The organism is Bradyrhizobium sp. T-12, from assembly GCF_058314695.1.
The window spans coordinates 4,955,548-4,978,221 of record NZ_CM177756.1 but is presented as its reverse complement, the minus strand read 5'-3'; the positions used below and the strand labels follow the sequence as shown (position 1 = coordinate 4,978,221).

19 protein-coding genes are annotated in these 22,674 nt (G+C 64.4%); 13 read left to right on the top strand and 6 right to left on the bottom strand.

All coding sequences use genetic code 11. The features are described from left to right. Nucleotides 1-186: 186 nt before the first annotated feature. Complete coding sequence (locus tag AC0WRY_RS23860; protein ID WP_194403242.1) at nucleotides 187-600, top strand: flagellar assembly protein FliX; 414 nt, start codon at nucleotides 187-189, stop codon at nucleotides 598-600. 13 nt (nucleotides 601-613) lie between these two features. Here AC0WRY_RS23860 and AC0WRY_RS23855 read toward each other — a convergent pair whose 3' ends face one another. Then, nucleotides 614-985 (bottom strand): winged helix-turn-helix transcriptional regulator, encoded by a 372-nt coding sequence (locus AC0WRY_RS23855; protein ID WP_128917938.1) that lies wholly within the window; start codon nucleotides 983-985, stop codon nucleotides 614-616. 177 nt (nucleotides 986-1,162) lie between these two features. On the opposite strand from AC0WRY_RS23855, the gene AC0WRY_RS23850 reads away from it, so the two are divergent. The 4 genes from AC0WRY_RS23850 (at nucleotide 1,163) to AC0WRY_RS23835 (ending at nucleotide 4,665) form a co-directional block, all read left to right on the top strand. Continuing rightward, nucleotides 1,163-1,774 carry an NAD(P)-dependent oxidoreductase gene (locus AC0WRY_RS23850; RefSeq protein ID WP_285807059.1) on the top strand — a complete coding sequence of 204 codons (612 nt, stop codon included), beginning with the start codon at nucleotides 1,163-1,165 and terminating at the stop codon, nucleotides 1,772-1,774. Nucleotides 1,775-1,989: 215 nt separating this feature from the next. Continuing rightward, complete coding sequence (dksA, locus tag AC0WRY_RS23845) at nucleotides 1,990-2,355, top strand: RNA polymerase-binding protein DksA (RefSeq protein WP_008554760.1); 366 nt, start codon at nucleotides 1,990-1,992, stop codon at nucleotides 2,353-2,355. A 297-nt stretch (nucleotides 2,356-2,652) separates the two neighbouring features. Then, nucleotides 2,653-3,453 (top strand): phytanoyl-CoA dioxygenase family protein, encoded by an 801-nt coding sequence (locus tag AC0WRY_RS23840; protein WP_491121225.1) that lies wholly within the window; start codon nucleotides 2,653-2,655, stop codon nucleotides 3,451-3,453. A gap of 432 nt (nucleotides 3,454-3,885) precedes the next feature. Further along, nucleotides 3,886-4,665, top strand: a complete 780-nt coding sequence (locus AC0WRY_RS23835; protein WP_285807057.1) for a 2-keto-4-pentenoate hydratase — start codon at nucleotides 3,886-3,888, stop codon at nucleotides 4,663-4,665. Nucleotides 4,666-4,855: 190 nt separating this feature from the next. On the opposite strand, the gene flgH is transcribed toward AC0WRY_RS23835, so the two are convergent. From flgH to flgF, 4 genes are read right to left on the bottom strand one after another with little or no spacing between them, the layout of a single operon-like run. After that, a complete protein-coding gene (gene flgH, locus AC0WRY_RS23830) occupies nucleotides 4,856-5,620 on the bottom strand; it encodes a flagellar basal body L-ring protein FlgH (RefSeq protein WP_211418874.1) in 765 nt (254 codons plus the stop codon). Between the two features lie 9 nt (nucleotides 5,621-5,629). Continuing rightward, nucleotides 5,630-6,763 carry a flagellar basal body P-ring formation chaperone FlgA gene (flgA, locus tag AC0WRY_RS23825; protein ID WP_491121222.1) on the bottom strand — a complete coding sequence of 378 codons (1,134 nt, stop codon included), beginning with the start codon at nucleotides 6,761-6,763 and terminating at the stop codon, nucleotides 5,630-5,632. 36 nt (nucleotides 6,764-6,799) lie between these two features. Beyond that, on the bottom strand, nucleotides 6,800-7,588 hold the full coding sequence (gene flgG / locus AC0WRY_RS23820; RefSeq protein ID WP_194403236.1) for a flagellar basal-body rod protein FlgG: 789 nt from the start codon (nucleotides 7,586-7,588) through the stop codon (nucleotides 6,800-6,802). A gap of 16 nt (nucleotides 7,589-7,604) precedes the next feature. Next, on the bottom strand, nucleotides 7,605-8,366 hold the full coding sequence (gene flgF, locus AC0WRY_RS23815; RefSeq protein WP_212069408.1) for a flagellar basal-body rod protein FlgF: 762 nt from the start codon (nucleotides 8,364-8,366) through the stop codon (nucleotides 7,605-7,607). Between the two features lie 378 nt (nucleotides 8,367-8,744). On the opposite strand from flgF, the gene fliL reads away from it, so the two are divergent. The 5 genes from fliL to AC0WRY_RS23790 all read left to right on the top strand — a co-directional run bounded on the left by fliL (nucleotide 8,745) and on the right by AC0WRY_RS23790 (nucleotide 12,484). Next, nucleotides 8,745-9,245 carry a flagellar basal body-associated protein FliL gene (fliL, locus tag AC0WRY_RS23810; RefSeq protein ID WP_194403234.1) on the top strand — a complete coding sequence of 167 codons (501 nt, stop codon included), beginning with the start codon at nucleotides 8,745-8,747 and terminating at the stop codon, nucleotides 9,243-9,245. A 30-nt stretch (nucleotides 9,246-9,275) separates the two neighbouring features. Then, a complete protein-coding gene (gene fliM / locus AC0WRY_RS23805) occupies nucleotides 9,276-10,478 on the top strand; it encodes a flagellar motor switch protein FliM (protein ID WP_018321852.1) in 1,203 nt (400 codons plus the stop codon). Continuing rightward, a complete protein-coding gene (locus tag AC0WRY_RS23800; protein WP_194403233.1) occupies nucleotides 10,475-10,921 on the top strand; it encodes a DUF6468 domain-containing protein in 447 nt (148 codons plus the stop codon). The genes fliM and AC0WRY_RS23800 overlap by 4 nt, the downstream gene beginning before the upstream one ends. Nucleotides 10,922-10,930: 9 nt before the next feature. Then, on the top strand, nucleotides 10,931-11,695 hold the full coding sequence (locus tag AC0WRY_RS23795; protein ID WP_194403232.1) for a MotE family protein: 765 nt from the start codon (nucleotides 10,931-10,933) through the stop codon (nucleotides 11,693-11,695). A 591-nt stretch (nucleotides 11,696-12,286) separates the two neighbouring features. Continuing rightward, on the top strand, nucleotides 12,287-12,484 hold the full coding sequence (locus AC0WRY_RS23790; protein WP_211418878.1) for a hypothetical protein: 198 nt from the start codon (nucleotides 12,287-12,289) through the stop codon (nucleotides 12,482-12,484). 20 nt (nucleotides 12,485-12,504) lie between these two features. Here the strand turns inward: AC0WRY_RS23790 and AC0WRY_RS23785 are convergent, their stop codons facing one another. Next, entirely contained in the window at nucleotides 12,505-16,650 is a 4,146-nt protein-coding gene (locus AC0WRY_RS23785) for a VCBS domain-containing protein (RefSeq protein ID WP_491121217.1), read from the bottom strand. 365 nt (nucleotides 16,651-17,015) lie between these two features. Between AC0WRY_RS23785 and AC0WRY_RS23780 the strand changes: the two genes are divergently transcribed. From AC0WRY_RS23780 to AC0WRY_RS23770, 3 genes are all read left to right on the top strand, one after another. Next, complete coding sequence (locus AC0WRY_RS23780; protein WP_491121215.1) at nucleotides 17,016-17,666, top strand: FecR family protein; 651 nt, start codon at nucleotides 17,016-17,018, stop codon at nucleotides 17,664-17,666. A gap of 58 nt (nucleotides 17,667-17,724) precedes the next feature. Beyond that, a complete protein-coding gene (locus tag AC0WRY_RS23775) occupies nucleotides 17,725-18,618 on the top strand; it encodes a tetratricopeptide repeat protein (RefSeq protein ID WP_491121213.1) in 894 nt (297 codons plus the stop codon). A gap of 233 nt (nucleotides 18,619-18,851) precedes the next feature. Then, the gene (locus tag AC0WRY_RS23770) at nucleotides 18,852-22,592 is read left to right on the top strand and encodes a tetratricopeptide repeat protein (protein WP_491121211.1); all 3,741 of its coding nucleotides are present in this window, start codon (nucleotides 18,852-18,854) and stop codon (nucleotides 22,590-22,592) included. The last annotated feature ends 82 nt before the right edge of the window (nucleotides 22,593-22,674 follow it).

The following is a 22,674-nucleotide window of genomic DNA, read 5'->3' as shown; positions in this document are numbered from 1 at the left end:
TGTGCCAACACAGGCCAGCGAGGGTAGGTGGCTGAATAGGTTGAATAAATCTGTCTGGACCGGTGTCAGCCGGCGTTCGCCCTGAGGAGCGAAAATGCCGCCTGTCGGCAGATTTTGCCGGGCCGTTTACGCGCCGTTAACCATAAGACGGCGAAGGTGGGGCATCGATCACCCGGATTCCTTCCGATGCGCATCTACGGACCGAATGGCACCACGCTTGGAACGCCGGCCAGCCAGGCCAGGCGGACCGGCTCCGGCACCTTCGTGCTGCCCGACGCCTCGTCGGCGCAGGAGACGCGGAGCGCCGCCGCACCAAAGGCTGCCGCCAACATCGACGGGCTGCTTGCCTTGCAAGGTGTCGAGGAGGATCCGGTCGAGCGTCGCAAGCGCTCGGTCACGCGCGGCAGGACTGCGCTCGACGTGCTCGACGATCTCAAGATGGGCCTGCTGTCCGGCAATCTCGACGCCTCGACCGTAATGCGGCTGCGGGATGCCGCGGCGAACCTGAAATCGTCCTCGGGCGACGCGGGTCTCGATGCGGTGCTTGCCGAGATCGAGCTGCGCGTCGAGGTCGAACTGGCGAAGGCCGGGCAGGCGTAACCTCCCGCCGCGCCTATGCCGCTTCCTCCTTCTGCTGCGCATCATAGCGGCGCTGGGCGGCGAGAACGTCTTTCAGATTCTGCTCGGCCCAATCGCGCAGCGGATCAACGGCGCCGGCGAGCGTCAGCCCGAGCTGCGTGATCGAATACTCCACCGTCACGGGTACGGTCGCGATGGCGTGGCGCTTGAGCAGGCCGTCGCGTTCGAGCGATTTGAGAACCTGGCTCAGCATCTTCTGCGAAATGCCTTCGATCGTGCGGCGCAGCTGATTGAAGCGCATCGGCTCCTCGCGCAGCAGCAGGAGAATCAGCACCGCCCATTTGTCGCCGACGCGGTCGAGGATCTGGCGGGTGGGGCAGTTTGCTGCGTAGACGTCGGGTTTCATCGTCGGTCCTCGGAGTTCGTTCGGTCGCTTGCGGTCCGGGCGTCGGTCGGGAGGGCGCTGGGTCAAGCGCCCGGGTTACCCCGGCGTAATCAGGTAAGCACAAAGTGCTCTCTTAACACCAGCATTCTTTTTGATATCTAGTCGCTATTGGTTACCACAGAAGCGAAGGAGCCTTCCATGAAAATCGCAGTTGCCGGCGCCTCGGGCCGGGCCGGGTCGGAGATCACCAAGGAACTGTCCCGCCGCGGCCACGCGGTCACCGCCATCGCCCGCAACCCGGAGAAGATCGCGGCGCTGCCGAACGTCACGCCCACCAAGGGAGACGTGCTCGACCAGGCCGGCCTTGCCAAGCTGTGGGCCGGCCACGACGTCGCCGTGAGTTCCGTGCACTTCCTGGCCAGCGACGCGCGCAAGCTGATCGGCGCGGCGAAGGACGCCAAGGTTGGCCGTTATCTCGTGGTCGGCGGCGCCGGCAGTCTTGAGGTCGCGCCGGGCGTGAAGCTGGTCACGACTCCCAATTTTCCGGCCCAGTACAAGGCGGAAGCCGAGGCCGGCTCGGCTTTCCTCGACCTGTTGCGGCAGGACAAGGAGCTGAACTGGACCTTCATTTCGCCGTCCGCGCTGTTCGTCGAGGGGGAACGCACGGGCAAGTTCCGGCTCGGGACCGATCAGCTTCTCGCAGATGCGAACGGCAAGAGCTGGATCACTTTCGCCGACTACGCCATTGCGCTCGCCGACGAGATCGAGCGGCCGGCCCATCTGCGGCAGCGTTTCACGGTCGGATACTAGGCCTTCCGGCGCCCCCGGGCCCTCCAGGATAAACCTTCCTGTGCAAGGGCTTGGGGGTACCGGCCGGGCCCTCAGGGAAAGATTGTCTGTCACAGGAGGCCGCTATATAACGCCCCGCTCAACGGACCCTGTTTCCGTTGCGAGTCGTTGCTTAGACAGATAGGCCGCCCTTGGAAAAGTTGAAAAACTACCGACCGACCGAAAAAGAGCCTTTCATGAACGACCGGCAGAAGGAGTACTTCCGTTTGAAGCTCCTTGCCTGGAAGGATGAGATCCTCAAAGAGTCCAAGCTCACCCTGCAGGCCCTGCAGGAGGAGAACGTGAACCACCCCGATCTTGCCGATCGGGCATCGTCCGAAACCGACCGCGCCATCGAACTCCGCGCCCGCGACCGCCAGCGCAAGTTGATCGCCAAGATCGACGCCGCGCTCCAGCGCATCGAGGACAACACCTACGGCTATTGCGAGGACACCGGCGAGCCGATCTCGTTGAAGCGGCTCGAGGCCCGGCCCATCGCGACGCTCTCGGTGGAAGCGCAGGAGCGCCACGAGAAACGCGAGAAGGTCTATCGCGACGAATAGAGACGGAGCCGCAGCGATGCGGCTCTTTTGTTTTTGTGGCGTAAGGTGCGCTGTTTCGCGCCGCGCTCGGCGTTTGCCTGCCGCTTGAACGCCACCTCTCCGGCGCGTAGATTCGCGCCGCCATGATGATTTGCACTCTCAACATCGCATCGGTCTTCTTCCTGGGTTGAGCGCAGGCGCCTCCGCCGCGGAGGCATTGCGTCCCGCGAGCCCGGCTTGCGGATTCCCCACTGATCGACCCAGCCGGTTCCGCAGCGAGCGGACCATGAGGGCTGGGCGAGGCATCGAGAGATCATCATGACCGCCGTTCCCCGCGCGTTGGACGACGCGCAAATTGCCCAATTCATCCGCGACGGCTTTGTCCGGATCGACAATGCTTTCCCCCGTGAGCTCGCCGAGGCGGCCCGCGTCATCATGTGGCGCGATCTGCCGTGCAGCGAGCACGACCCCGCGAGTTGGACCCGGCCCGTGGTGCGGCTGCCCTGTTATGGCGACCCGCCGTTCCGCGATGCCATCAACACCGCATTGCTCCATGCAGCCTTCGACCAGATCGTCGGGCAGGGGCGATGGCGGCCGCGGCGCGACATTGGCACCTTTCCGGTGCGCTTCCCGCATCCCGACGACCCCGGCGATGCCGGCTGGCACGTCGATCTCAGCTTTCCCGGCGAGGATGACAACCCAAACGAAGCGCAGGATCACATGGCCTGGCGCGTCAACGTCACCTCGCGCGGGCGGGCGTTGCTGCTGCTGTTCCTGTTCTCCGACATCGGTGACGACGATGCGCCGACGCGGATCCGGGTCGGCTCGCATCTGCCGATGGCGCGCTATCTGGGACCGGCCGGCGATGCGGGGCGAGCGCACATGATGCTTGAGCAGATGGGGGCCGATTGTCCGGTTGTCCTTGCGACCGGTGCGGCCGGCACGGTCTATCTCTGCCATCCCTTCCTGGTTCATGCCGCGCAGAAGCATCAGGGAACGCGACCGTGCTTCCTGGCGCAGCCGCCGCTGCATCTCGCCGAGCCATACCGGCTGGAGCGAAGCGAGGGCGACTACTCGCCGGTCGAGGTCGCCATCCGCATCGCACTCGGACGCAATTGAGGGACGCTCTCGGCGTTGTGGCGCACGCTTGTGCCACAACGCCCCTGTCGTGTGACGACGGTTGGTTTGATCGCGAAAAATGAATCGCGATCAATGGGCTAGAGTCAAATCCTCCGTGCTCACGTGAGTTCGCATGAGAAAAAGCTTTCACTTCAGGTGCGGGACGTTTTGCGAGTCGCATCAAGGAGATCGACCGGCATCTTGAGACGGCGGCGCAGCGGCTTCACGCATCGCTGCAATCAGGGGTCTCGTGCCGCGCGGGCGCATGGGCCTGTGGCGCGTGGCTCCATAAAGACCGGACCAACTCAATTTTTCCTTAAGCGGCGGACTCCCCCCGCAATCGACCCGGCCGAGCGCCGAGCGGCGCTTGTCAGGCCCGGGTTGGAATGCTGAAGTGTCGCCCACAATTGCGTAGCGTGGGAGGCGGCGCCGATGGACAAGATTCTCGAAGCCGCGAAGGCGATCGCGCTGGCGCGCCGCAACCATGCGCCGCTTGCGGCGCTGGAACGTCCGCCGATGGATGAAGCCGAGGGCTATCAGGTCCAGCGCGCGCTGCATGATCTGCTGCTGGCGCATGCCGGGCCGCTGGTCGGCTACAAGATCGGCTGCACCAGCCAGGTGATGCAGGACTATATCGGCATCCCCCACCCCTGCGGCGGCGGCGTGTTCCAGAAGGGCGTGCATGACAGCGGGGCCAAGCTCGCCGCCTCGAACTATGTCCGGGTCGGCGTCGAATGCGAGATCGCGGTCCGGCTGAAGCGCAACCTTGCCGCCGGCGAGGCGCCGTTCACGGCCGAATGGGTCGGCGAGGCCGTTGAAAGCTACCAGCCCGCCATCGAGATCGTCGACGACCGCTATGTGAAGTGGGAGACCATGGGCGCCCCGACCCTGATCGCCGACGATTTCTTCGCCGCCGGCTGCGTGCTGGGCCCGTCGGTTCCGCGCTCGTCCGTGCCGGACCTGAAGGCGGTCAAGGGCCGCGCCATCGTCAACGGCGAGGAGGTCAGCCAAGGCACCGGCGCCGACGTGCTCGGCCATCCCCACAACGCGCTCGCCTGGCTCGCCAACCATCTCGCCGCCGAGGGCAAGGGACTGCACGCGGGGCAACTCGTGCTCACCGGCAGCCTGGTCAAGACGCTATGGCTGAAGGCCGGCGACAAGGTGCGGATGGAGCTGGACGGGCTGGGCGTGGTGGAGGCGGAGTTTACCTGAGGGGCAGAAGTTGCTTCGGCGTCATTGCGGAGTCGGCGCAGCCGCGTCGATATACGGGCCGGACCTGCGACCGCGCGATGACCACCGCTTAAAATACATGCGGCCCTCGCCAGGGGAGCTAGCGAGGGCCGCGTTGTACATCGTCGTTCGCGCCTAGGTTCGCGAACACGATGTGGGAGCTCGGGAGAATTTAGAAGGGCAGCAGCACGTCCATGACTTGCTGGCCGTAGCGCGGCTGCTGCACGTCCATGATCTGGCCGCGGCCGCCATAGGCGATGCGGGCCTGCGCGATCTTGGTGGAATCGATGGTGTTGTCGCTCTGGATGTCCTCGGGGCGGACGATGCCGGCGACCACGAGCTCGCGGATCTCGTAGTTGACGCGGATCTCCTGCTTGCCCTCGACCACGAGGTTGCCGTTCGGCAGCACCTGGGTGACGACCGCGGCGACGTTGGTCTGCAAGGCTTCCGTACGGTTGACCGAGCCCTTGCCGTCGCTGGAGGCGGAGGAGTCCGCCGTGAGGATGCGACCGGGCAGCACTTTTTGCGCCTGCGCGCCGAGAGTCTTGGCGCCGATGAAGTCGGTGATGCCGGAATCTTCCGAATTGGTGCGGCTGCGCTGGGTCTCGTTGGCGATGTTGGCCTTGTCGGTGATGTTGACGGTCACGGTCAGGAGGTCGCCGACCTGGCGGGCGCGCTGGTCCTTGAAGAAGGCGCGGCTGCCGTTGCGCCACAGCGAGTTCGGATTGTAGGAGGCCACTTCCGGCTTCGGCATCGGCATCTGCACCGGCTTGTAGCCGGGCTGCGTCGTCGGATTGTCGATCGCCGACAGTTTCGGCTGCTCGCCAATCTGCGACAGGCGGTCGATCGAGGAGCAGCCGCCCAGCGCGCAGGAGGTCAGCAGCAGGGCAGAGATCGCGATGCGACGAAGACGGTAAGCCGAACTGAACGAGGACATGACGAACTCTTACTTTGCTTGAGCTTGCGAGACGCGAGCTTGCGGGATCTGGGCTTCTGCGATCTGGGCGGGCGAGGCGGGGGCCTGCACCAGGTTCCGCAGGAGTGCTGCGGTGTCGACGGGGGCCGGCGCTTCATCGCGCTTGAGCGAGGAGGTCTGCTCGACCGCGGGCGCCATCGGCGCGGATTGGCTCGCGCCCTGGATCGTCACCTGGCCACGGCCGGTGACGACCCCGGTCAGGGTGCGCTTGGATTGCAGATTGAGAACGCTGACGGTGTCGCCTTCGGCGCCGCTCTCGATCGCCTTGCCGCGTGTGGTGAGGTAGAGGCCCGGCGCCTGGAAGATGACGGTCACGGCCTGGTCGCGCACCACGAAATCGGGCTTGACGACGTCGGCGGCACGAAGCGGCGTGCCCGCCCGCATCGCCCGGCGCAGCTGCATGCCGACGCTGCGATCGCGCGAGGCCGGCTCGCCGGTGACCTCGGCCTTCGGGCGCCGCTCCAGCGCGACGTCGGAGGCCTTCAGCGTGTCGGTACGGTCGATGTCGCGCGTCAGCACGGCCACTTCCACCGTTTCGATCGCGGTGCCCGAGAAGCGCAGCTTGGTCGGGCTCGGATTGTTGTCGTTGGCGATCTCGAAGGCGATGTCGAAGCGGCCGCTGCGCGCGTCGTAGCGGGTCGCGACCGGCTGCAGCGCGCCGCTGTTGGAGGCATCCAGCCGCATTTCGGCACCGCCGCGGTCGAACGTGACGGTGATGTTGGCGGCGTCCCCGAGGCCGAAGCGGCGCTCGAGTGCCGAAGCGACCGCGTTCTCGATATCCTTGCTCGCGAGCGTGCGGGCGAGGCGGGTGACCTGGACCTCCTTGATGTCGCCGGTCATCACGCCGATCACCTGCTTGGCACGGAGCACGCTCAGGACGTGCGCGACCGGCAGCGCGCCGGTGGTGCCGAGATCGGGCGAGCGGTAGACCGGGATCAGGGCGGCCGATCCGGCATTGTCGATGAGATCGCCGACCCGCACCACGTCCGAGGTCACGGTGACGCTTGCGCGCAGTGTCGGCGAAACGATGAAATCGTCCGCGGCGGCTGCCGGCAAGGCCAGCGCGAGCAGGGTGGAGATCGTGGCGAGTGTGGCGCGGATCATCGTCATTGCTTCAGTGTCATTGCTTCAGACTTGGCCTCAGCGGAACAGCGCCGTGGTCGATTGCATCATCTGGTCGGCGGCGCTGATCACCTTGGCGTTCATCTCGTAGGCGCGCTGGGCGGCGATCAGGTCGCTCATCTCCGACACGACGTCGACATTGGCCTGCTCGAGGCTGCCTTGCGTGATGTTGCCGTAGCCTTCCGCGCTCGCCGTGCCGTCCTGGGGCGGGCCGGAGGAGGGCGTCTCGACGAACTGATTGTTGCCGACCGGCTGCAGGCCCGCCTTGTTGATGAAGCGGGTCAGGCCGAGCTGGCCCTGGATGGTGGAGGTCGACGAGCCCGGCAGCGTCACCGAAACCTGGCCCTGCACGTTGACCGTGAGGCCCGAGGCGTTTTGCGGGATCGTGATCGTCGGCTGCACCGGGTTGCCCTGGGCAGTGACGACGCGGCCCTGATTGTCCATCTGGAAGGTGCCGTCGCGGGTGTACTGGTAGCTGCCGTCGGGCATCAGGATCTTGAAGAAGCCTTCGCCCGAGATCGCGAGGTCGAGATCGTTGCCGGTCTGCGACAGCGTGCCCTGCGTCATGCTGCGCGGCGTGCCGACGGTCTTGACGCCGCCGCCGATGTCGACGCCGACGGGCAGGATGGTGCCCTGGTCCGAGGCCTGCGCGCCGACGCGGCGCACGTGCTCGTAGATCAGGTCCTGGAACGCCGCGGTCTGCTTCTTGAAGCCGGTGGTGCGTAGGTTGGCGATGTTGTTGGAGATCACCTGAACGTTGAGTTCCTGTGCCGCCATTCCGGTCGCTGCGGTGTGAAGTGCCTGCATCTCAGTTCTCCTTCAATCAGGCCGGAACGTCGGCGAGCTTTTCGATCGCCGATTTGTGGAGGTCGCTCTGCTGCTGGAGCATGTTGGCGATGGCGGTGTAGCTGCGCATGACTTCGACCATGCGGGTCATCTCGCCGACCGAATTCACATTCGACTTCTCGATGTAACCCTGCTCCACGGTGGACTTGGTGGCGGGCTGCACGGTCGCGGAGCCGGTGTCATAGAGATTGGCGCCGAGCTTGGTCAGCTTGGCCGCATTGTCGAACGACACCATCTTGATCTTGCCGCGGATCGAGTCGGTCTTCGCCGTGCCCTCGAGCACCGTGATGGTGCCGTCGGGGGCGATGTTGATGTCGTGGTCGGTCGGCTGGAAGGTGATCGGGCCGCCGGTGCCGAGCACGAGGTTGCCGTCGGAGGTCACGAGCTGGCCGGTCGAGTTGAGCGAGAACTTGCCGTCGCGGGTGTAGCGCTCGCCGCCATTGACCTGCACGGCGAAATAGGCGTCGCCGCTGATCGCCATGTCGAGCGGGTTCTTGGTCATCTCCATCGGCCCCGGGCCGACGTCGCGGAAGGTGCCGCGGTCCTGCACATAGGAGACGCGGCGATCGGCGCCGATGAAATTGTCCTCACGCGCGTTCGAGTTGAGAAACTCCTCGAACAGCGAATGATCGGCCTTGAAGCCGTTGGTGTTGGCATTGGCGACGTTGTTGGCGATGACATCCATCTGCCGTTCCAACGTCATCTGCCGTGACAAGCCGATCAGAAGCGCGTTCTGCATCGGAAATCTCCCCTGAGTGAGGCCTGCCATTTCGCTCTCCCAAGCGCCTTGGCCGACCCTGTGATCGAGACCTTCAGGTTCTCCCAAACCTTGGGGTCTCGGCCCTCTCTCAGCGAAAGCCGTGCCAACTCGGAAAATTGTGTTATTTCAATATCTTGCCGATTTTGGAGGGGCGCGGGAGGGCGGCAGAAAGGTTCTGTTAGCCATGTCTGCCCGGCAGATTTTTCCTAGCGGAAGCCCAATTGAAAGATTCCGTTAACCATTATTACCGTAGCGTTTGCCATGAAGAGGAGCGCATTGCGCCGGGGCATTTGTATCGCGTCACTGTCTTGAGGCTTCGCTCTTTCGACCCCTTTCAGAGATCCGGGCGCGGCGACCATGGCAGAGAATGAAGCAGAAGGCGGCGCAGCCGCCGAAGGCGCGGAAGCCGCTCCGCCCAAGAACAAGCTGAAGCTCATCATCATGGCCGTCGGCCTGCTCGCAATCCTCGGCGGCGGTGCTGCGACCTGGTTCTTCTTCTTCCGCCACGGCGACGACGAGCATCATGCCGAGGCCGCGCCGCCGCCGAAGCCGCCGGCCTTCGTCGACGTCCCCGACATGATGGTCAACCTCGCCGGCGCGCCGGGCGAGCGCGTGCAATATCTGCGGCTGAAGATCGTGCTGGAGCTGAAGGAAGAGAAGCAGATCGAGGCGATCAAGCCGACGATGCCGCGCGTCACCGACATCTTCCAGACCTATGTGCGCGAGCTGCGCCCCTCCGACCTCAACGGTTCCGCCGGCATCTTCCGCCTCAAGGAGGAGCTGACCAAGCGCGTCAACGCGGCGGTCGCCCCGATCCAGGTCAGCGCGGTGCTGTTCAAGGAAGTCGTGGTCCAGTGATGGCGCTGCGGGAGGCAACGGGCTAGCGTCATGGCCGGCAACGAGCAAATGGACCAGGATGCGATTGCCGCCCAATGGGAGGCGTCGCTCGATTCCGAGGATCCCGCGGAGGCCGCAAAGGCTGCCGCCGAAAATGAATTGTCGGAGACCATGGCCCTGCAATGGGCGGCCATGGTCGAGGACGGCAGCCGCGACCTCGGCAGCGGCAAGAACTCCGGCGAGAGGGTGCTGTCGCAGGAGGAGATCGACAATCTCCTCGGCTTCACCGTCGGCGACGTCACGCTCGACGACCATTCCGGCATTCGCGCCATCATCGATTCGGCAATGGTCTCCTACGAGCGTCTGCCGATGCTCGAAATCGTCTTCGACCGCCTGGTGCGGTTGATGACGACGTCCTTGCGCAATTTCACCTCCGACAACGTCGAAGTCTCGCTCGACCGCATCACCTCGGTGCGCTTCGGCGACTACATGAACTCGATCCCGCTGCCCGCCGTCCTCACCGTCTTCAAGGCCGAGGAGTGGGAAAACTTCGGCATGGCGACGGTCGATTCCAATCTGATCTATTCGATGATCGACGTGCTGCTCGGCGGCCGCCGCGGCACCAGCCAGCTCCGCATCGAGGGCCGGCCCTACACCACGATCGAGACCGAGCTGGTCAAGCGGCTGGTCGAGGTGGTGCTGGCCGACGCCGAGCAGGCGTTCCGGCCGCTGTCGCCGGTGACCTTCACGATCGACCGGCTCGAGACCAACCCGCGTTTTGCCGCGATCAGCCGTCCCGCCAATGCCGCGATCCTGGTGCGCCTGCGCATCGACATGGAAGACCGCGGCGGCAACATCGAACTGCTGCTGCCTTACGCGACCATCGAGCCGATCCGGGGCGTCCTGCTCCAGATGTTCATGGGCGAAAAATTCGGCCGCGACCCGGTCTGGGAAGGCCATTTCGCCACCGAGATCGTGCAGGCCGAGATCGCCGTCGATGCCGTGCTCTACGAGGCCGACATCCCGCTCAAGCAGCTGATGCGGCTCAAGGTCGGCGACACCCTGCCGCTGGACATGCGTGCGGATGCCAACGTCACCGTGCGCTGCGGCGACGTCACGCTGACCGAGGGGCGGATGGGCCGGGTCGGCGACCGCGTCGCGATCCGCGTGACGAAACCCTTGCGCAAGCCAAGTACGACACTTGCGATGTTCGAGAAGGTGGACGAGCAGAACAAGATGATGGAGGCCCCATGAACCACTCCCTGGGAATGGCGATCGAGACGCTGGTGGCTATCCTGCTGATGCTGACGATCGTCTATTGCGTCATGCTCAACAAGCGGCTGACGCGGCTGAAGGCGGACGAGCATTCGCTGAAGGCGGTGATCGGCGAGTTGATCACGGCGACAGAGATCGCCGAGCGCGCGATCGGCGGGCTGAAGCTCGCCGTGCGCGACGTCAACGAGAACCTCGGCAGCCAGCTCGCCGCGGCGACGCAGATGTCGGACCAGCTCCACAAGCAGCTCGGCGAAGCCGACAACGTGGTGCGGCGGCTGTCCAAGATCGCGATCGCCGCGCGCCCCGTCGCCGGGCCCGAAACGGTCGTCGCGCCCGCAGCCAAGCCATCGACGGCGAAGGCGGTGGCGGCAGCCGCCGAAGCCTTCTCCGAGCGCCGGCGATCCAACGGCCTTGCCGCATGAAGCCAGGATATGAAATCCTTTCGTAACATCCGCGTCATTCCGGTCGTCCTGGTTGCCGTCGCTGGCCTCGCCACGCTGAAGGTCGCGGGCCTCGTGATCAATGGCGGCTATGTCTTCGACTACAAGCCAAACCAGACCAAGAAGTCCTGGGCCCAGGAGAACCTGAACTTCCCGACCGGCCGCGAGGAACCCGAGATCATCACGGGCTCGACCCATGGCGCGCCGAAGGAGGCACCGAAGCCCGCCGCGCCCGAGACCAAGCCGGAAGGCACCGTGGTCAAGGTCGAGGAGGGCCAGCCGCAGGTCTCGGCCTCCGAGCGCGCGATCCTCGAGCGATTGCAGGCGCGCCGCCAGGAGATCGAGGCCCGCCAGCGTGAGATCGACATCCGCGAAAGCCTGCTCAAATCGGCCGAGAAGCGCATCGAAGGCAAGGTCGAGGAGATGAAGGCGGTGGAAACCCGCATCTCCGCGACGCAGGCCGAGCAGAAGGCCGCCGAAGCCCAGCGCATGAAGGGCCTCGTCACCATGTACGAGGGCATGAAGCCCAAGGACGCCGCGCGGGTGTTCGACCGCCTCGAGATGGGCGTGCTGATCGAGATCGCCTCGGCGATCGCGCCGCGGAAGATGTCGGACATCATGGGACTGATGTCGCCGGAAGCGGCGGAGAAGCTGACGGTCGAGATGGCCCGCCGCGCCAATGGCGGCGGCGATCAGTCCGCCTCGGCCGCCGAGTTGCCCAAGATCGAGGGCAAGCCGACGCAAAAGCCGAATTGAGGGCGCAGGGCGAACGGAGCTGGCGCGACCGGACGCGTTGCAGCGTGGTCGTTCGACTGGAGCCCAACGAGAGCCTTGCGTGCCTAATTCGCGAAGACCTGTTGCACCCTGCGAACAGGCGGGCGCAACTGCTTCTCCACCCGAGGAAGAGTATCTAGCTGCTGCTTGATCAGCGGCGCCTCTGTGACGCGAGTGACGAGCTGCAGGGTGCTATGGCAACAGGAGCACTCAAATGTTTTCAGGGCGTATCCGCTGGCGATCGGAACCATCGCTACGACCGCTCTTGCCCTGCTACACACAATGCAACCGGCTTCTCCGTTCATTGATTACCCCCCAAAAGCTAACCAATGCGATTCGCATCGCCGAGGTCACATCTGATTCAGAGTCGCGCGCGAACCGCAACGTGCCGAAGGTTGTGAGAGCGCGCGCCCAGCAACTCGATCGAACTCCCGCGGCGGATGCAGTCGATCCAGGCGGCACCCTCTGGGACTGCGATGAGTTGACGCGCGCAGGTGTGAAGTGCCGTACAGTTGCGCTCAAGCCGCGGTCCTACGCTTCGGCCGTTCGCAATCGGCAGCGCAGGAGGAGGCCATGAACTACTCGTCCGCAGCGGAGCGCGTCATTGAGGCCGTCAACCGGCTGCTCATAGCGGCGATGACATCAGCGTGGACGTCCGCCCTTAGCCATCAGCATGTAGCGCCGCCAGAAGTTGACGACGGCAACGATGTTGGATCTTCCCTCGGCGTACAGAACTCCTCGGCGCCAGAAGGCGCCGACAAGCAACACTGAAAACGCAATCGACCTGAGCGTCATACGATCAGATCGTGCAACACATGGCCGTGAACTGTTCCTGCGCCGTGAGGCGACTCAAAACCGGATGTTTCAGGCTTGGACGCCAGCTCGGACGCATGGAATCCCTCAGCCTGCTCGTGCTGACCGACGATGTCCGAGAGACGATCCAACACTGCGCTGTGCAGTGAGCCAGGCGAAGCGTCACCTATAAACTCGAATGAGTCGCCAAGCAGCTGCGGACCGGCGGGGTGGGATCCAGACGCTCCCTGGGACGGGTTGTGCTGCTCCGCCTCGCCGGTCGGCAAATGGTTGACGCCGCCGGTCGCTGACTTCAGGAGGCTTGGGTTGAGCGTCGTGTCTGCCGTTTCATCGCCGGTTTGATCATGGGCATGAGCCGCCTTGGCGGCGCGTCCCGGTGGCAAGGTGCCGTCGTCAGCATCGCTCCCCGGCGCAAACCTGCCTCCAGCGTGGTGTTCGGCAGCGTCATGGGCAAAATTCAGCATGGCGATCGGAATGTCGGGCAGCTGGCCACTCGCGGCAATCGTGCCGCTTTTGCCAACCATTGAGGCGGCCTCGAAACCGGTCAGGTTGTCGAAGACAAAGCTGGTCTCCGTGTATGTGACCATGTGCTGCATGATCACCGCCAGCGCACCGGGTGGGGCAGGTGCCGCGTCGCTGCGGGGCGTTTCGATCGCTAGCGTTTGCACCTCGTCTGAACCGGGCAGGCTGGAATATTCGCTCGCTGCGATCTCGTCCCAGCTCGAATCGAGGCTTGAGGCAGGCTCGGTTGGTTGGATTGCCGAACTCCTCGCAGCGAGAAGCGTGCCGTCGCCGCCGCCGACATCGGACGAGACTTCGGAAGTGGTCGTCATCACGGCGGTCGCGTCACTCTGCGCGGTTGCGGTGAGGTCGAGCAGATCGCCGGCTACCGCCATCACCGGTGCCGCCGGCGGCGCCGTGATGAAGTCCGACGCGTCGATGGTTGCAACCCCCTGCAAATGAATTTCGAGCAGACCGGAATCGCCGACATGCAGGGTCTGATCCGTCGGATTGACGTACACGATCGTTTGATTGGCCGCGCTGTCGTAGAGCCAGGCGATCGTATGTGCCGGCACGACGGTGCTGGTTGAGCTCAAGGCCAATATGACAAACCCAAGCGCGCCAAAGGCAGTCAGGTCGATCTTGTCAGCCCCCGAGGCGAAGTCGGTGATGGTGTCGTACTGGTTTGCGTTGGAATCGGCTACGAATAAATAAGCGAAGCGGTCGTTGCCATTGCTGCCGGTGAGTTGATCCGCACCAAAACCACCGGTTATGACGTCATTGCCGTTGTTGCCGTTGATTGTATCGCTGCCCGAGCCGCCAAAGATCACGTCATCCCCATCGTTGCCCTTGATGGTGTCATCGCCTGAGCCGCCATAGAGAACGTCGGCTTTGCCCGTGCCGTTGACGGTATCGCTGCTCGCTCCCGCGTAGATGATCTGACCAGTGTCGCCGCCGCCGGCGATGGTTTCGCTCCCCGGTGTTCCATACACGTTCGGAGGATCGGAGATCACTGCAGATCCGGTGGCCAGGTTATCAAAATCGTTGGGGTCTGCATCGCTGGCGCCATGAATGGTGACGGTCACCGTCTGCGTCGTACCATCGATGGCAGTTACCGTGAACGTGTCGGTCAACGTGTCGCCGACGTCGAGCGCCTGAACCACGCTGTTGTTGTTATCTAGGGTGTAAGTCCATACGCCGGCTGCGGTCATCGTGAACGTGCCGTATCCGCCGTCACTTGCCGTCGAAGAGACTGCGGTGAACGTGTTCGGCACATTGTCGACGTCTGTATCGGTGAGCGTGCCCGTCGCGATGGGAGCGCCAGGTGAGAAAGTTCCTGCCTCGGTCACCGAGCCGGTCGTGGTGCCAGAAATGAGGGCCGCGTCGTTGCTGCCCTGAATGGTGATCGTCACCACCTGCGGCGTGCCGTCGAGGGTTGTGACAGTGAAACTGTCGGTGAGCGTACCGCCGACATTGAGCGCCTGCACCGCGCCGCTGGCGTTGTCGAGCGTGTAGGTCCACACGCCGGCGGCGGTTAACGTAAAAGTGCCATACCCATTCGTGCTCGCCCTCGGCGAACTCACCGCGGTGAAGGTGTTAGTCGCATTGTCGACGTCGGCGGCAGAGAGCGTGCCCGTTGCGCTCGGGCTGCCGGGTGTCGCATTGGCGATGCCGCCGGCCTCAGTCACCGAGCCGGTCGAGGTGCCTGAAACGATGGCAGCATCGTTGGTGCCATGGATGGTGACCGTCACGACTTGGGCAGTTCCGTCCAGGGTGGTCACTGTGAACGTATCGGTCAATGTCTCGCCGGTGTTGAGCGCCTGCACCGCTGCGTTGACGTTGTCGAGCTCATAGGTCCACACGCCGGCTGCCGTCATGGTGAAGGTGCCGTAGCCGGCGGCGCTCGCCGTTGGCGAGGCGACTGCCGTGAAAGCATTTGCGGTCGTGTCGACGTCCGTATCGGTGAGGATGCCGGTTGCGGTGGGCGTGCCGGGGTTTGCATTGGCGAGGCCGCCAGCCTCGATCACTGCGCCGGTCGTTGCGCCGGAGATGATCGCGGCGTCACTGGCTCCGTGGATCGTGATCGTCACCACTTGGGTGGTGCCTCCGCTCGTGGTCACCGTAAAGTTGTCGGTGAGCGTGTCGCCGGCATTGAGGCGCTGCACTGCAGGATTGGCGTTGTCCAAAGTGTAGGTCCACACGCCGGACGCTGTCATCGTGAAGGTGCCATAGCCACCGGTGCTGGTGGTTGGCGAACTCACCGCCGTGAACGTATTGGGCGGATCGTCGACGTCGGTATCGGAAAGGGTGCCGGTAGCAATCGGCGTGCCGGGCGCTCCATTGTCTATGCCGCCAGCCTCGATGGTCGAACCGGTCGTATTGCCAGAGATGATTGCAGCGTCGTTGACACCGTTGATGATGATCGTGAACGTCTTGCTCGCAGAATTGAGGCCGTCGGAAACCGTGATGACGAAATCGTCGGTCGAGGGAGACTTTAACGCATTGATCGCGGCGCTGTCAGGCACGAACGTGTAGGCACCGCTCGCACTGTTGACGTAGAGCGTCCCGTACGGACTTGGCTTTGACAGATCGTATGTCACTCCGTCGAGGATCGTCTCGCCGGCGGCCGCCCCTATGACACCAAAGGTCAGCTTGGCGCCGCTGCTGGTGCTGCTGGCGGCGAAAACTCCGCTCGTCGGAGTGAATGTATCAAACACCACCGTATCGAGCTCGGTTGGCCCCGCTCCGGTACTGAGCGTCGGCGGCACAGGGTCGAAAACGGGAATGACGAATGGTGTCACTGGGGCCAGCAGTTTCTGCGGCGTGGGCGCATCGGACGGAATGAAATTGATCGGCTGCAGCGACAGGGATTTGACAAAGGGTGGTGTGCTCGATCCGTGTGGACCTTGCCCGTCGGTGAGATTGGCGAGCACGTCCTGCTGAGAGGCGCGCAATTCGTCCATGCGAGCGGACGTGTTCGTGACTTGGTTGACGCTGATGGTTGATCCCACCTTCTTGATGACGATCGTCTCGCCGGGATCTTCGACGATGATGTGCCGCGGGATCCGCTCCTTGGTCACGAGCTCGAATGCACCGTGCGCAAAGTCCTTGTAGGTGATGGAATCGTCTTCCAGGAATGTGACATCCGGATCCGCCGCCTCGGCGTCTTGCGCGGCCGAGAAAGTCAATGCAGCAAGCGTCAGCATCCCGAAACAGCCTGCGTGCCCCCGGGCGCGAATGCCTGCAATGGGGGTATTCAGCTGGAGCGCCCCGGCTTGTGCCAGCCGGCCTGGTACGAAACTGAAGCTCCCTCGCGTCACGTCGAACAGGGCTGCAAGTGGCATGCCTTCGGCGTCGAAGACGAACTCGCTCAGCTCAACGCGAGTGCCGCAGCCGAGGTTGAAGAAAGTGCCGTCGATGAAGCGAATTGTGATCTGTCCGTCGGCATCGGTCTCCAGCACGTCGCCCCGGTGGATAGGCGCACCGGCCACTGCCTGTGTGGCGATGCCGCTCGCTCGCGTCAGCGTACAGCGACCGATCACTGTCGGAATATGGCCGATGAGTTCGGCGGGCAGGGACGTGACGGCCCCGTTATCAACCTGGATGCCGGATGCAACTAACATGGCTCGACCTCGCCTGGGTGATCGTTTCAGGCTCGGCGTGCTGCCTTGCTCGGGTCCTCGCCAAGGCAAAAACGTTCTTGGCGCCGGCAGCCCCGAAGGCTTGCCCGCCGAAAAAAATCAAGTCTAAGAGGGAGACGCATTGCGCCGGGGACAGCGAAGCTCACCGCCCATTCCCCGCCGTGCCCCTCCCGCCAATGTGATCAAATTGACAAACGAGATGGATTTAATTGATGGTGCTTGCGCAGCGCCGGAGATAAGGTAGTCCAGTTAATAAAATTAAACAATATTATAGTTATTGCGGCTGCGTCGCGCGGGTCAGGATAGACCGCGGATTAGCGGCAAGATCTTCTCAGAAAGGGGGGATCATGTGCAGACCTGCGATAGCCGCTCTGGCGACCGTCCTCGTTGTGGCGCTTGCCTGCTTCTTACCGGGTGCGGCTCGAGCGCAAATCGATTCCGCCAAGCCCGCCGTCGCTACCTCGTCATCGAAACCGATTGGGAAGGTGGTGGTTGCCACCGGCTCGGTCACGATCGAACATGCGGGCGCAGTGATCGTTCAGGCGAATGTCTCGGGTGACCCCATCTGGGCCAATACGGGTGATCCCGTCTATCTTGGTGATGTGGTGCAGACGGGGGTCGATGGCCGGGTCGCCATCAACTTTACCGACGGCAGCTCGTTCAATCTATCGAGCAACGCCCGTATGGTATTGGATCATTATGTGTATGAGCCGGCCGGCAAGTCCAATGCGAGCCTATTCAATCTCGCCAAGGGGACGTTCACTTTTGTCGCAGGCAGCGTCGCAGAGACAGGCGACATGAAGGTCGATACCCCCGTCGCCACGCTCGGGATCCGGGGCACGACGCCGCACATCGAGATTTTGGATGATGGGTCGGTCAGATTCTCTACCTTGATCGAAGAGGGCAAGAGCAAGCTCCTGAAGAAGCCGCCGACATCCGCGGCGCCGGAGCCCGATCGAAGCAGCAATCGAAGGCTCAACATCTGTCGAGGCTGCTGAGAAACTCGCTTGGTCCGAAGCCGCCGAGCGCTGCAGCGCCGGCCGGGGAGAATGAGCAGTGGCGCTTCATTCACTGTCGGACTCGACACGTGGTGTGGAAATGACCGCAAGAGCCAGTTTCATCCAGGCCGTGATGCTCGCTCTTATGCTTGTCCTGTCCAGTTCGTCGGGCTGGGCGCAGAAGCAGAAGGGCAGCTCCCTCAAGACGGTTGAACTGTGTAACGGCTCAGACCATGTCTCACCCGAAGCTCGGATCGATGGCTGCACGGCGTTTATCGAAGCGGGCGAGGGGGCGCTGAACGGCTTCGTTGTCGCCTACAACAACAGGGGGAATGCCTATAGCGCTAAAGCCGACTACGAACGCGCGATCAAGGATTTCCTCGAAGCGACCAGGCTTGACCCGAACTATGCGAAAGCCTTCAACAACCTCGGGGTGGCCTATCTGAAAACGGGCGCGAACGATTTAGCGATCAGCGCTTTTGAGGAGGCGCTCAAGCTCAACCCGAACTATGGCGCTGCCTACGCCAACCGCGCGGCGGCGTACCTGAAGGCGAACGCGTACGACCGTGCCGCGCAGGACTATGACGAGGCAATTCGCCTTGATCCGAAGCTGGAGGCGGCGCGGAGCGGCCGCTGTTGGACCCGAGCCGTCCTTGGCGCTTTGCAGGCTGCGCTGGAAGACTGCGATATTGTGCTTCGATCGGAAACGAACAACGCGGCAGCATACGACTCGCGAGCTCTTATAAATCTGAAATTGGGGCAATTCTCCGCGGCGATAGATGATTACAACTCAGCGCTGCGGTTCGCGCCCAAGCTTGCTAGCGCGCTGTACGGCCGAGGGCTTGCCCGCTTCAAACTCGGCGACACAGATGGTGGCCAAAGCGATATGTTGGCGGCCAAGAAGATTGACGCTCGGATCGACGAAGCCTTTGTCCGCTATGGGATGCCGTGAGGGGGTGGCCAACCCCGGCAGGACCGTTGTGCAGGCGTTAGCAAATCCTTAACCATCGGCGTCTCAAATTCAAATACGGCGGACCCGTCGACGCTCGATGCGGCACGGCGTGCTGCCTCCAGAGCAAATCAAGATATAGCATTAACAAGTCCTTAATTGGCGAGACCTACAGTCGACGGCAGGGGCCGGCATCAGTGCCGTGCTGGACCATCGAAACGGAAGACATGCCGCCAATGGGGCGAGAGGCTGCCGGTGGATTTGTGTCGCGAGCCCGCGCTTTCGCGCCGGGCCTGTCGCGTCATGTCCGAAGCGCGGCCCTGCTGGCGGTCTGCCTGCTGATCGGCCTTGGTACGCCTGCCCGGGCGGCTGATCCGGTCAGGGGCGAGGCGAGTTTTTCGGCCGGCGGCGGCTTTGCCCGTCTCGTCATCAAGCTCGGCGAGGACGTTCCCTCCGAGGTGACGACCGCGGGCTCCATCCTCGTCATCCGGTTCGACCGGCCCGTCGACGTTCCCGTCGATCGCGTGCCGGCAGGCGCGCCTGACTACATCAATTCCGCGCGCCGCGATCCCGACGGCAGCGCCATCCGCCTGTCGCTGGCGCGGCGCGTCACCGTCAACACCATGAACGCCGGCGAGCGCACCTTCATCGACCTCTTGCCCGAGGGTTGGAAGGGGCCTCCGCCGAGCCTGCCCATGGACGTCGTCAAGGAGCTTGCCGAGCGCGCACGCGTCGCCGAGCGCGCGCTGCGCGCCCAGCGCGCCGCGGCCGAGTCCAAGAAGCGTCCGCCGATCCGCGTGCGCGCCTCGGTGCAGCCGACTTTCGTGCGCTTCGTGTTCGAGATGCCCGACGGTGTCGGCGTGTCCTCCGTGCTCAACGAGCAGAAGCTCACGCTCGCTTTCAACGCCAACCTCAATTTCGACCTGGCGGACGCGGTCGTCGCGGCGCCGCCGAACGTCGCCTCGATCAAGCAGAAGGCCGACATCGACCAGACCAATGTCGAGATCGCGCTGATCGGCGATTCCGACGTGCATTCGTTCCGAGACGAGAAGAACTACGTCGTCGACGTGTCTTTCCAGCCCGACAAGGGCAAGATGGCCGCGACGCCCGAGGCGGCGATCGCGCAGATGAAGCCCGCCGGTCACGGACCCCAGCCGGCGCCCGAGAAGCCCGCGGCCGAGAAGCCGAAGGAGGCCCAGCGCGAGATCGCGCCGCCGACCTCCGAGACGATCGCGCGCGAAGCCAGGATTGACGTCAAGCCCGACGTCAAGCCCGAGGTCAAGCCGGAGGCGCCCGCCGCGATGCCGGCCGCTGAAGTGCCGAAGCCGGCGCCCGCGGTTGAGGCGGCGCATGCTCCGGAAGCGCCCAAGGATAGCTTGAAGGAAGCCCCGAAGCCCGCGGCTCCCGTCGCTGAAGCGGCGGCCCCGCCGGCCAAGCCCGCGGCTGCCGAAGCGCCGAAAGAGGCCGCGAAGGAGCCGGTCAAGGAAGGTGTCAAGGAAACCGCAAAGGCTGCGCCGGCCGCGCCGCAGCCGAGCATCGCCAGCGTCGATGCGCGCCGCGACAGCGACGGCTTGCGCGTGACGTTCCCGATTCCTGTCGCAACGCCCGCGGCCGCGTTCCGCCGCGGCGACACGGTGTGGCTGGTGTTCGATACGCCGAAGCCCATCGATGTCGAGGCGATCCGCGCCAGGGGCGGCGCGATGATCGGTGAGGTCGGCCGCATCCCGCTCGACAAGGGGCAGGCGGTGCGCATCCGTCTCACCCGTCCGCTGGTCTATTCGCTGGCGAGCGAGGAGGTCGGCAAGGAGACCAACTGGCTTCTGACGCTCGCCGACAAGATCTCGGCGACGCCGCTGCCGCTGATGATGTCGCGCAACATCACCGACCCCGCGCTCGCCAACATCGCGATCCCGTTCGCCAATCCCGGCCAATTGCACAAGCTCACCGATCCCGACGCCGGCGACACGCTCTATGTCGTCACCGCGCAGCGGCCGGTGCGCGGCTTCATCAAGCGGCAGGATCTCGTCGATCTCTCGCTGCTGGAATCCGCGCATGGCATCGCGATCCGGCCGAACTCCGACGAGGTCGGCGTCGAGGTCGGCTCCGACAAGGTGATCCTCGGCAAGAAGGGCGGATTGACGCTGTCGCCGGTCGACATCTCGGCCGAGCGCGCACCGACCGCGGTCCGCCCCGTCTTCAGTCCCGAAGGCTGGCGCAAGGGCCAGTCGGAAAACTTCATGGCACGCCAGAGCGAGCTGTTGACGGCGATCTCGGCCGTCGAGCCGGCGCTGCGCTCGCTGCCGCGGCTCGACCTCGCGCAGTTCTACATGTCGCGTGCGATGTATCACGAGGCCAAGGCCGTCACCGACGTCATGCTGACCGATCCCCTCAACAAGGAGGAGAGCGGCGCGCTGATCATGCATGCGATCGCCAACATCCTGATCGGCCGCCCGACGCAGGGCCTGAAGGACCTCGCCAATCCCGTGATCGGCAACAGCCACGATTCCCAGCTCTGGAAGGCGCTCGCCTTTGCGCGTCAGGGCAAATGGGCGGATGCGCGCGAGAAGTTCAAGAACGTCGAATTCGCGATCGCCTCGCTGCCGCTCGACATCCAGCGCATCGTGACGATGGATGCGATGCGCGCGTCGCTCGAGGTGAAGGATTATGCCGGCGCTTCCAAGCGCCGCAGCGAGCTCGAGGTGGTCGGCGTCCCGCCCGAGGCTGCGCCCGGCTTCGCCGTGCTGCGCGGCCGGCTCGCCGAGGCGCTCGGCCACGACAAGGACGCGCTCGACGATTACAAATTCGCTGCCGCCTCGGCCGACCGGCCGGCGGCCGCCGAAGCCAAGCAGCTCGAAGTCGCGCTGCGGCAGAAGCGCGACGAGATCGGCAAGGAAGACGCGCTACGCGAGCTCGAGACCCTGTCCATGACCTGGCGCGGCGACACGATCGAGGTCAGGACGCTGCAGATGCTGTCGCGCATGTATGCCGACAGCGGTCGCTACCGCGACGCGCTCACCGCGGCGCGCACCGCGACGCGGCTGCAGCCGAACGCGGAAGCCTCCCGTCAGGCGCAGGACCTCGCCTCCGAGCTGTTTACGCAAATCTTCCTGGGACCGAAGGGTGACGAGCTGCCGCCGGTCGAAGCGCTCGGGATGTTCTACGAGTTCCGCGAGCTGACGCCGATCGGCCGTCGCGGCGACGAACTGATCCGCCGGCTCGCCGACCGTCTCGCCTCGATCGATCTGCTCGATCAGGCTGCCGAGCTCCTGCAGTACCAGGTCGACCATCGCCTCGAAGGCGCCGCGCGTGCCCAGGTCGCCGCGCGCCTTTCCATGATCTATCTCGCCAACCGCAAGCCCGACATGGCGATCACCGCGCTGCGCGCCAGCCGCATCAGCGATCTCTCCGGCGAGCTCAGGCAGCAGCGCCTGCTGCTGGAGGCGCGCGCGCAGAGCGACGTCGGCCGTCACGATCTCGCGCTCGACATCGTCTCCAACGTCTCCGGGCGCGAAGTGCTCCGCCTGCGCTCCGACATCTTCTGGGCGGCACGGCGCTGGCGCGAGTCCGCCGAGCAGATCGAACTCTATTACGGCGAGCGCTTCCGCGACTTCAAGCCGCTCAACGCGGTGGAGAAGAGCGACATCATCCGCGCCGCCGTCGGCTATGCGCTCGCCGACGACTCGATCGGCCTGTCGCGCTTCCGCGAGAAATACGCGCCGCTGATGAGCGAGAGCGCCGATCGTCTCGCCTTCGACATCGCCAGCAAGCCGGCCGCCGCCTCCAGCGCCGAATTCGCCGAGATCGCCAAGCTGGCCGCCAGCGTCGACACGCTCGACGGATTCCTGCGTGAGATGAAGCAGCGTTTCCCCGACGCCACCGCCCGCGCACCGGCCGCCCCCCACGCCAAGGACGAAGCGGAGCACACCGGCTCGCTGCCCACGATCCCGGTGGTGCGGCAGATCAAGATGACGCGGTAACACCGACGGCTTCAGGTTGAAACCAATCACTGCTCCCGCAAGCGGGAGAGGAGTGCAACTCCGTTGTCGATGCGGGACGGAG

Bases quoted from the DNA above. Each gene is read 5' to 3' on its own strand.
- AC0WRY_RS23800 (WP_194403233.1), top strand. From the start codon at position 10,475: ATGAACCACTCCCTGGGAATGGCGATCGAGACGCTGGTGGCTATCCTG.
- AC0WRY_RS23770 (WP_491121211.1), top strand. From the start codon at position 18,852: ATGGGGCGAGAGGCTGCCGGTGGATTTGTGTCGCGAGCCCGCGCTTTC.
- AC0WRY_RS23835 (WP_285807057.1), top strand. From the start codon at position 3,886: ATGGACAAGATTCTCGAAGCCGCGAAGGCGATCGCGCTGGCGCGCCGC.
- AC0WRY_RS23795 (WP_194403232.1), top strand. From the start codon at position 10,931: ATGAAATCCTTTCGTAACATCCGCGTCATTCCGGTCGTCCTGGTTGCC.
- fliM (WP_018321852.1), top strand. From the start codon at position 9,276: ATGGCCGGCAACGAGCAAATGGACCAGGATGCGATTGCCGCCCAATGG.
- fliL (WP_194403234.1), top strand. From the start codon at position 8,745: ATGGCAGAGAATGAAGCAGAAGGCGGCGCAGCCGCCGAAGGCGCGGAA.
- AC0WRY_RS23785 (WP_491121217.1), bottom strand. From the start codon at position 16,650: ATGTTAGTTGCATCCGGCATCCAGGTTGATAACGGGGCCGTCACGTCC.
- flgG (WP_194403236.1), bottom strand. From the start codon at position 7,588: ATGCAGGCACTTCACACCGCAGCGACCGGAATGGCGGCACAGGAACTC.
- flgH (WP_211418874.1), bottom strand. From the start codon at position 5,620: ATGTCCTCGTTCAGTTCGGCTTACCGTCTTCGTCGCATCGCGATCTCT.
- flgA (WP_491121222.1), bottom strand. From the start codon at position 6,763: ATGATCCGCGCCACACTCGCCACGATCTCCACCCTGCTCGCGCTGGCC.
- AC0WRY_RS23855 (WP_128917938.1), bottom strand. From the start codon at position 985: ATGAAACCCGACGTCTACGCAGCAAACTGCCCCACCCGCCAGATCCTC.
- AC0WRY_RS23790 (WP_211418878.1), top strand. From the start codon at position 12,287: ATGAACTACTCGTCCGCAGCGGAGCGCGTCATTGAGGCCGTCAACCGG.
- AC0WRY_RS23780 (WP_491121215.1), top strand. From the start codon at position 17,016: ATGTGCAGACCTGCGATAGCCGCTCTGGCGACCGTCCTCGTTGTGGCG.
- AC0WRY_RS23840 (WP_491121225.1), top strand. From the start codon at position 2,653: ATGACCGCCGTTCCCCGCGCGTTGGACGACGCGCAAATTGCCCAATTC.
- dksA (WP_008554760.1), top strand. From the start codon at position 1,990: ATGAACGACCGGCAGAAGGAGTACTTCCGTTTGAAGCTCCTTGCCTGG.
- flgF (WP_212069408.1), bottom strand. From the start codon at position 8,366: ATGCAGAACGCGCTTCTGATCGGCTTGTCACGGCAGATGACGTTGGAA.
- AC0WRY_RS23860 (WP_194403242.1), top strand. From the start codon at position 187: ATGCGCATCTACGGACCGAATGGCACCACGCTTGGAACGCCGGCCAGC.
- AC0WRY_RS23850 (WP_285807059.1), top strand. From the start codon at position 1,163: ATGAAAATCGCAGTTGCCGGCGCCTCGGGCCGGGCCGGGTCGGAGATC.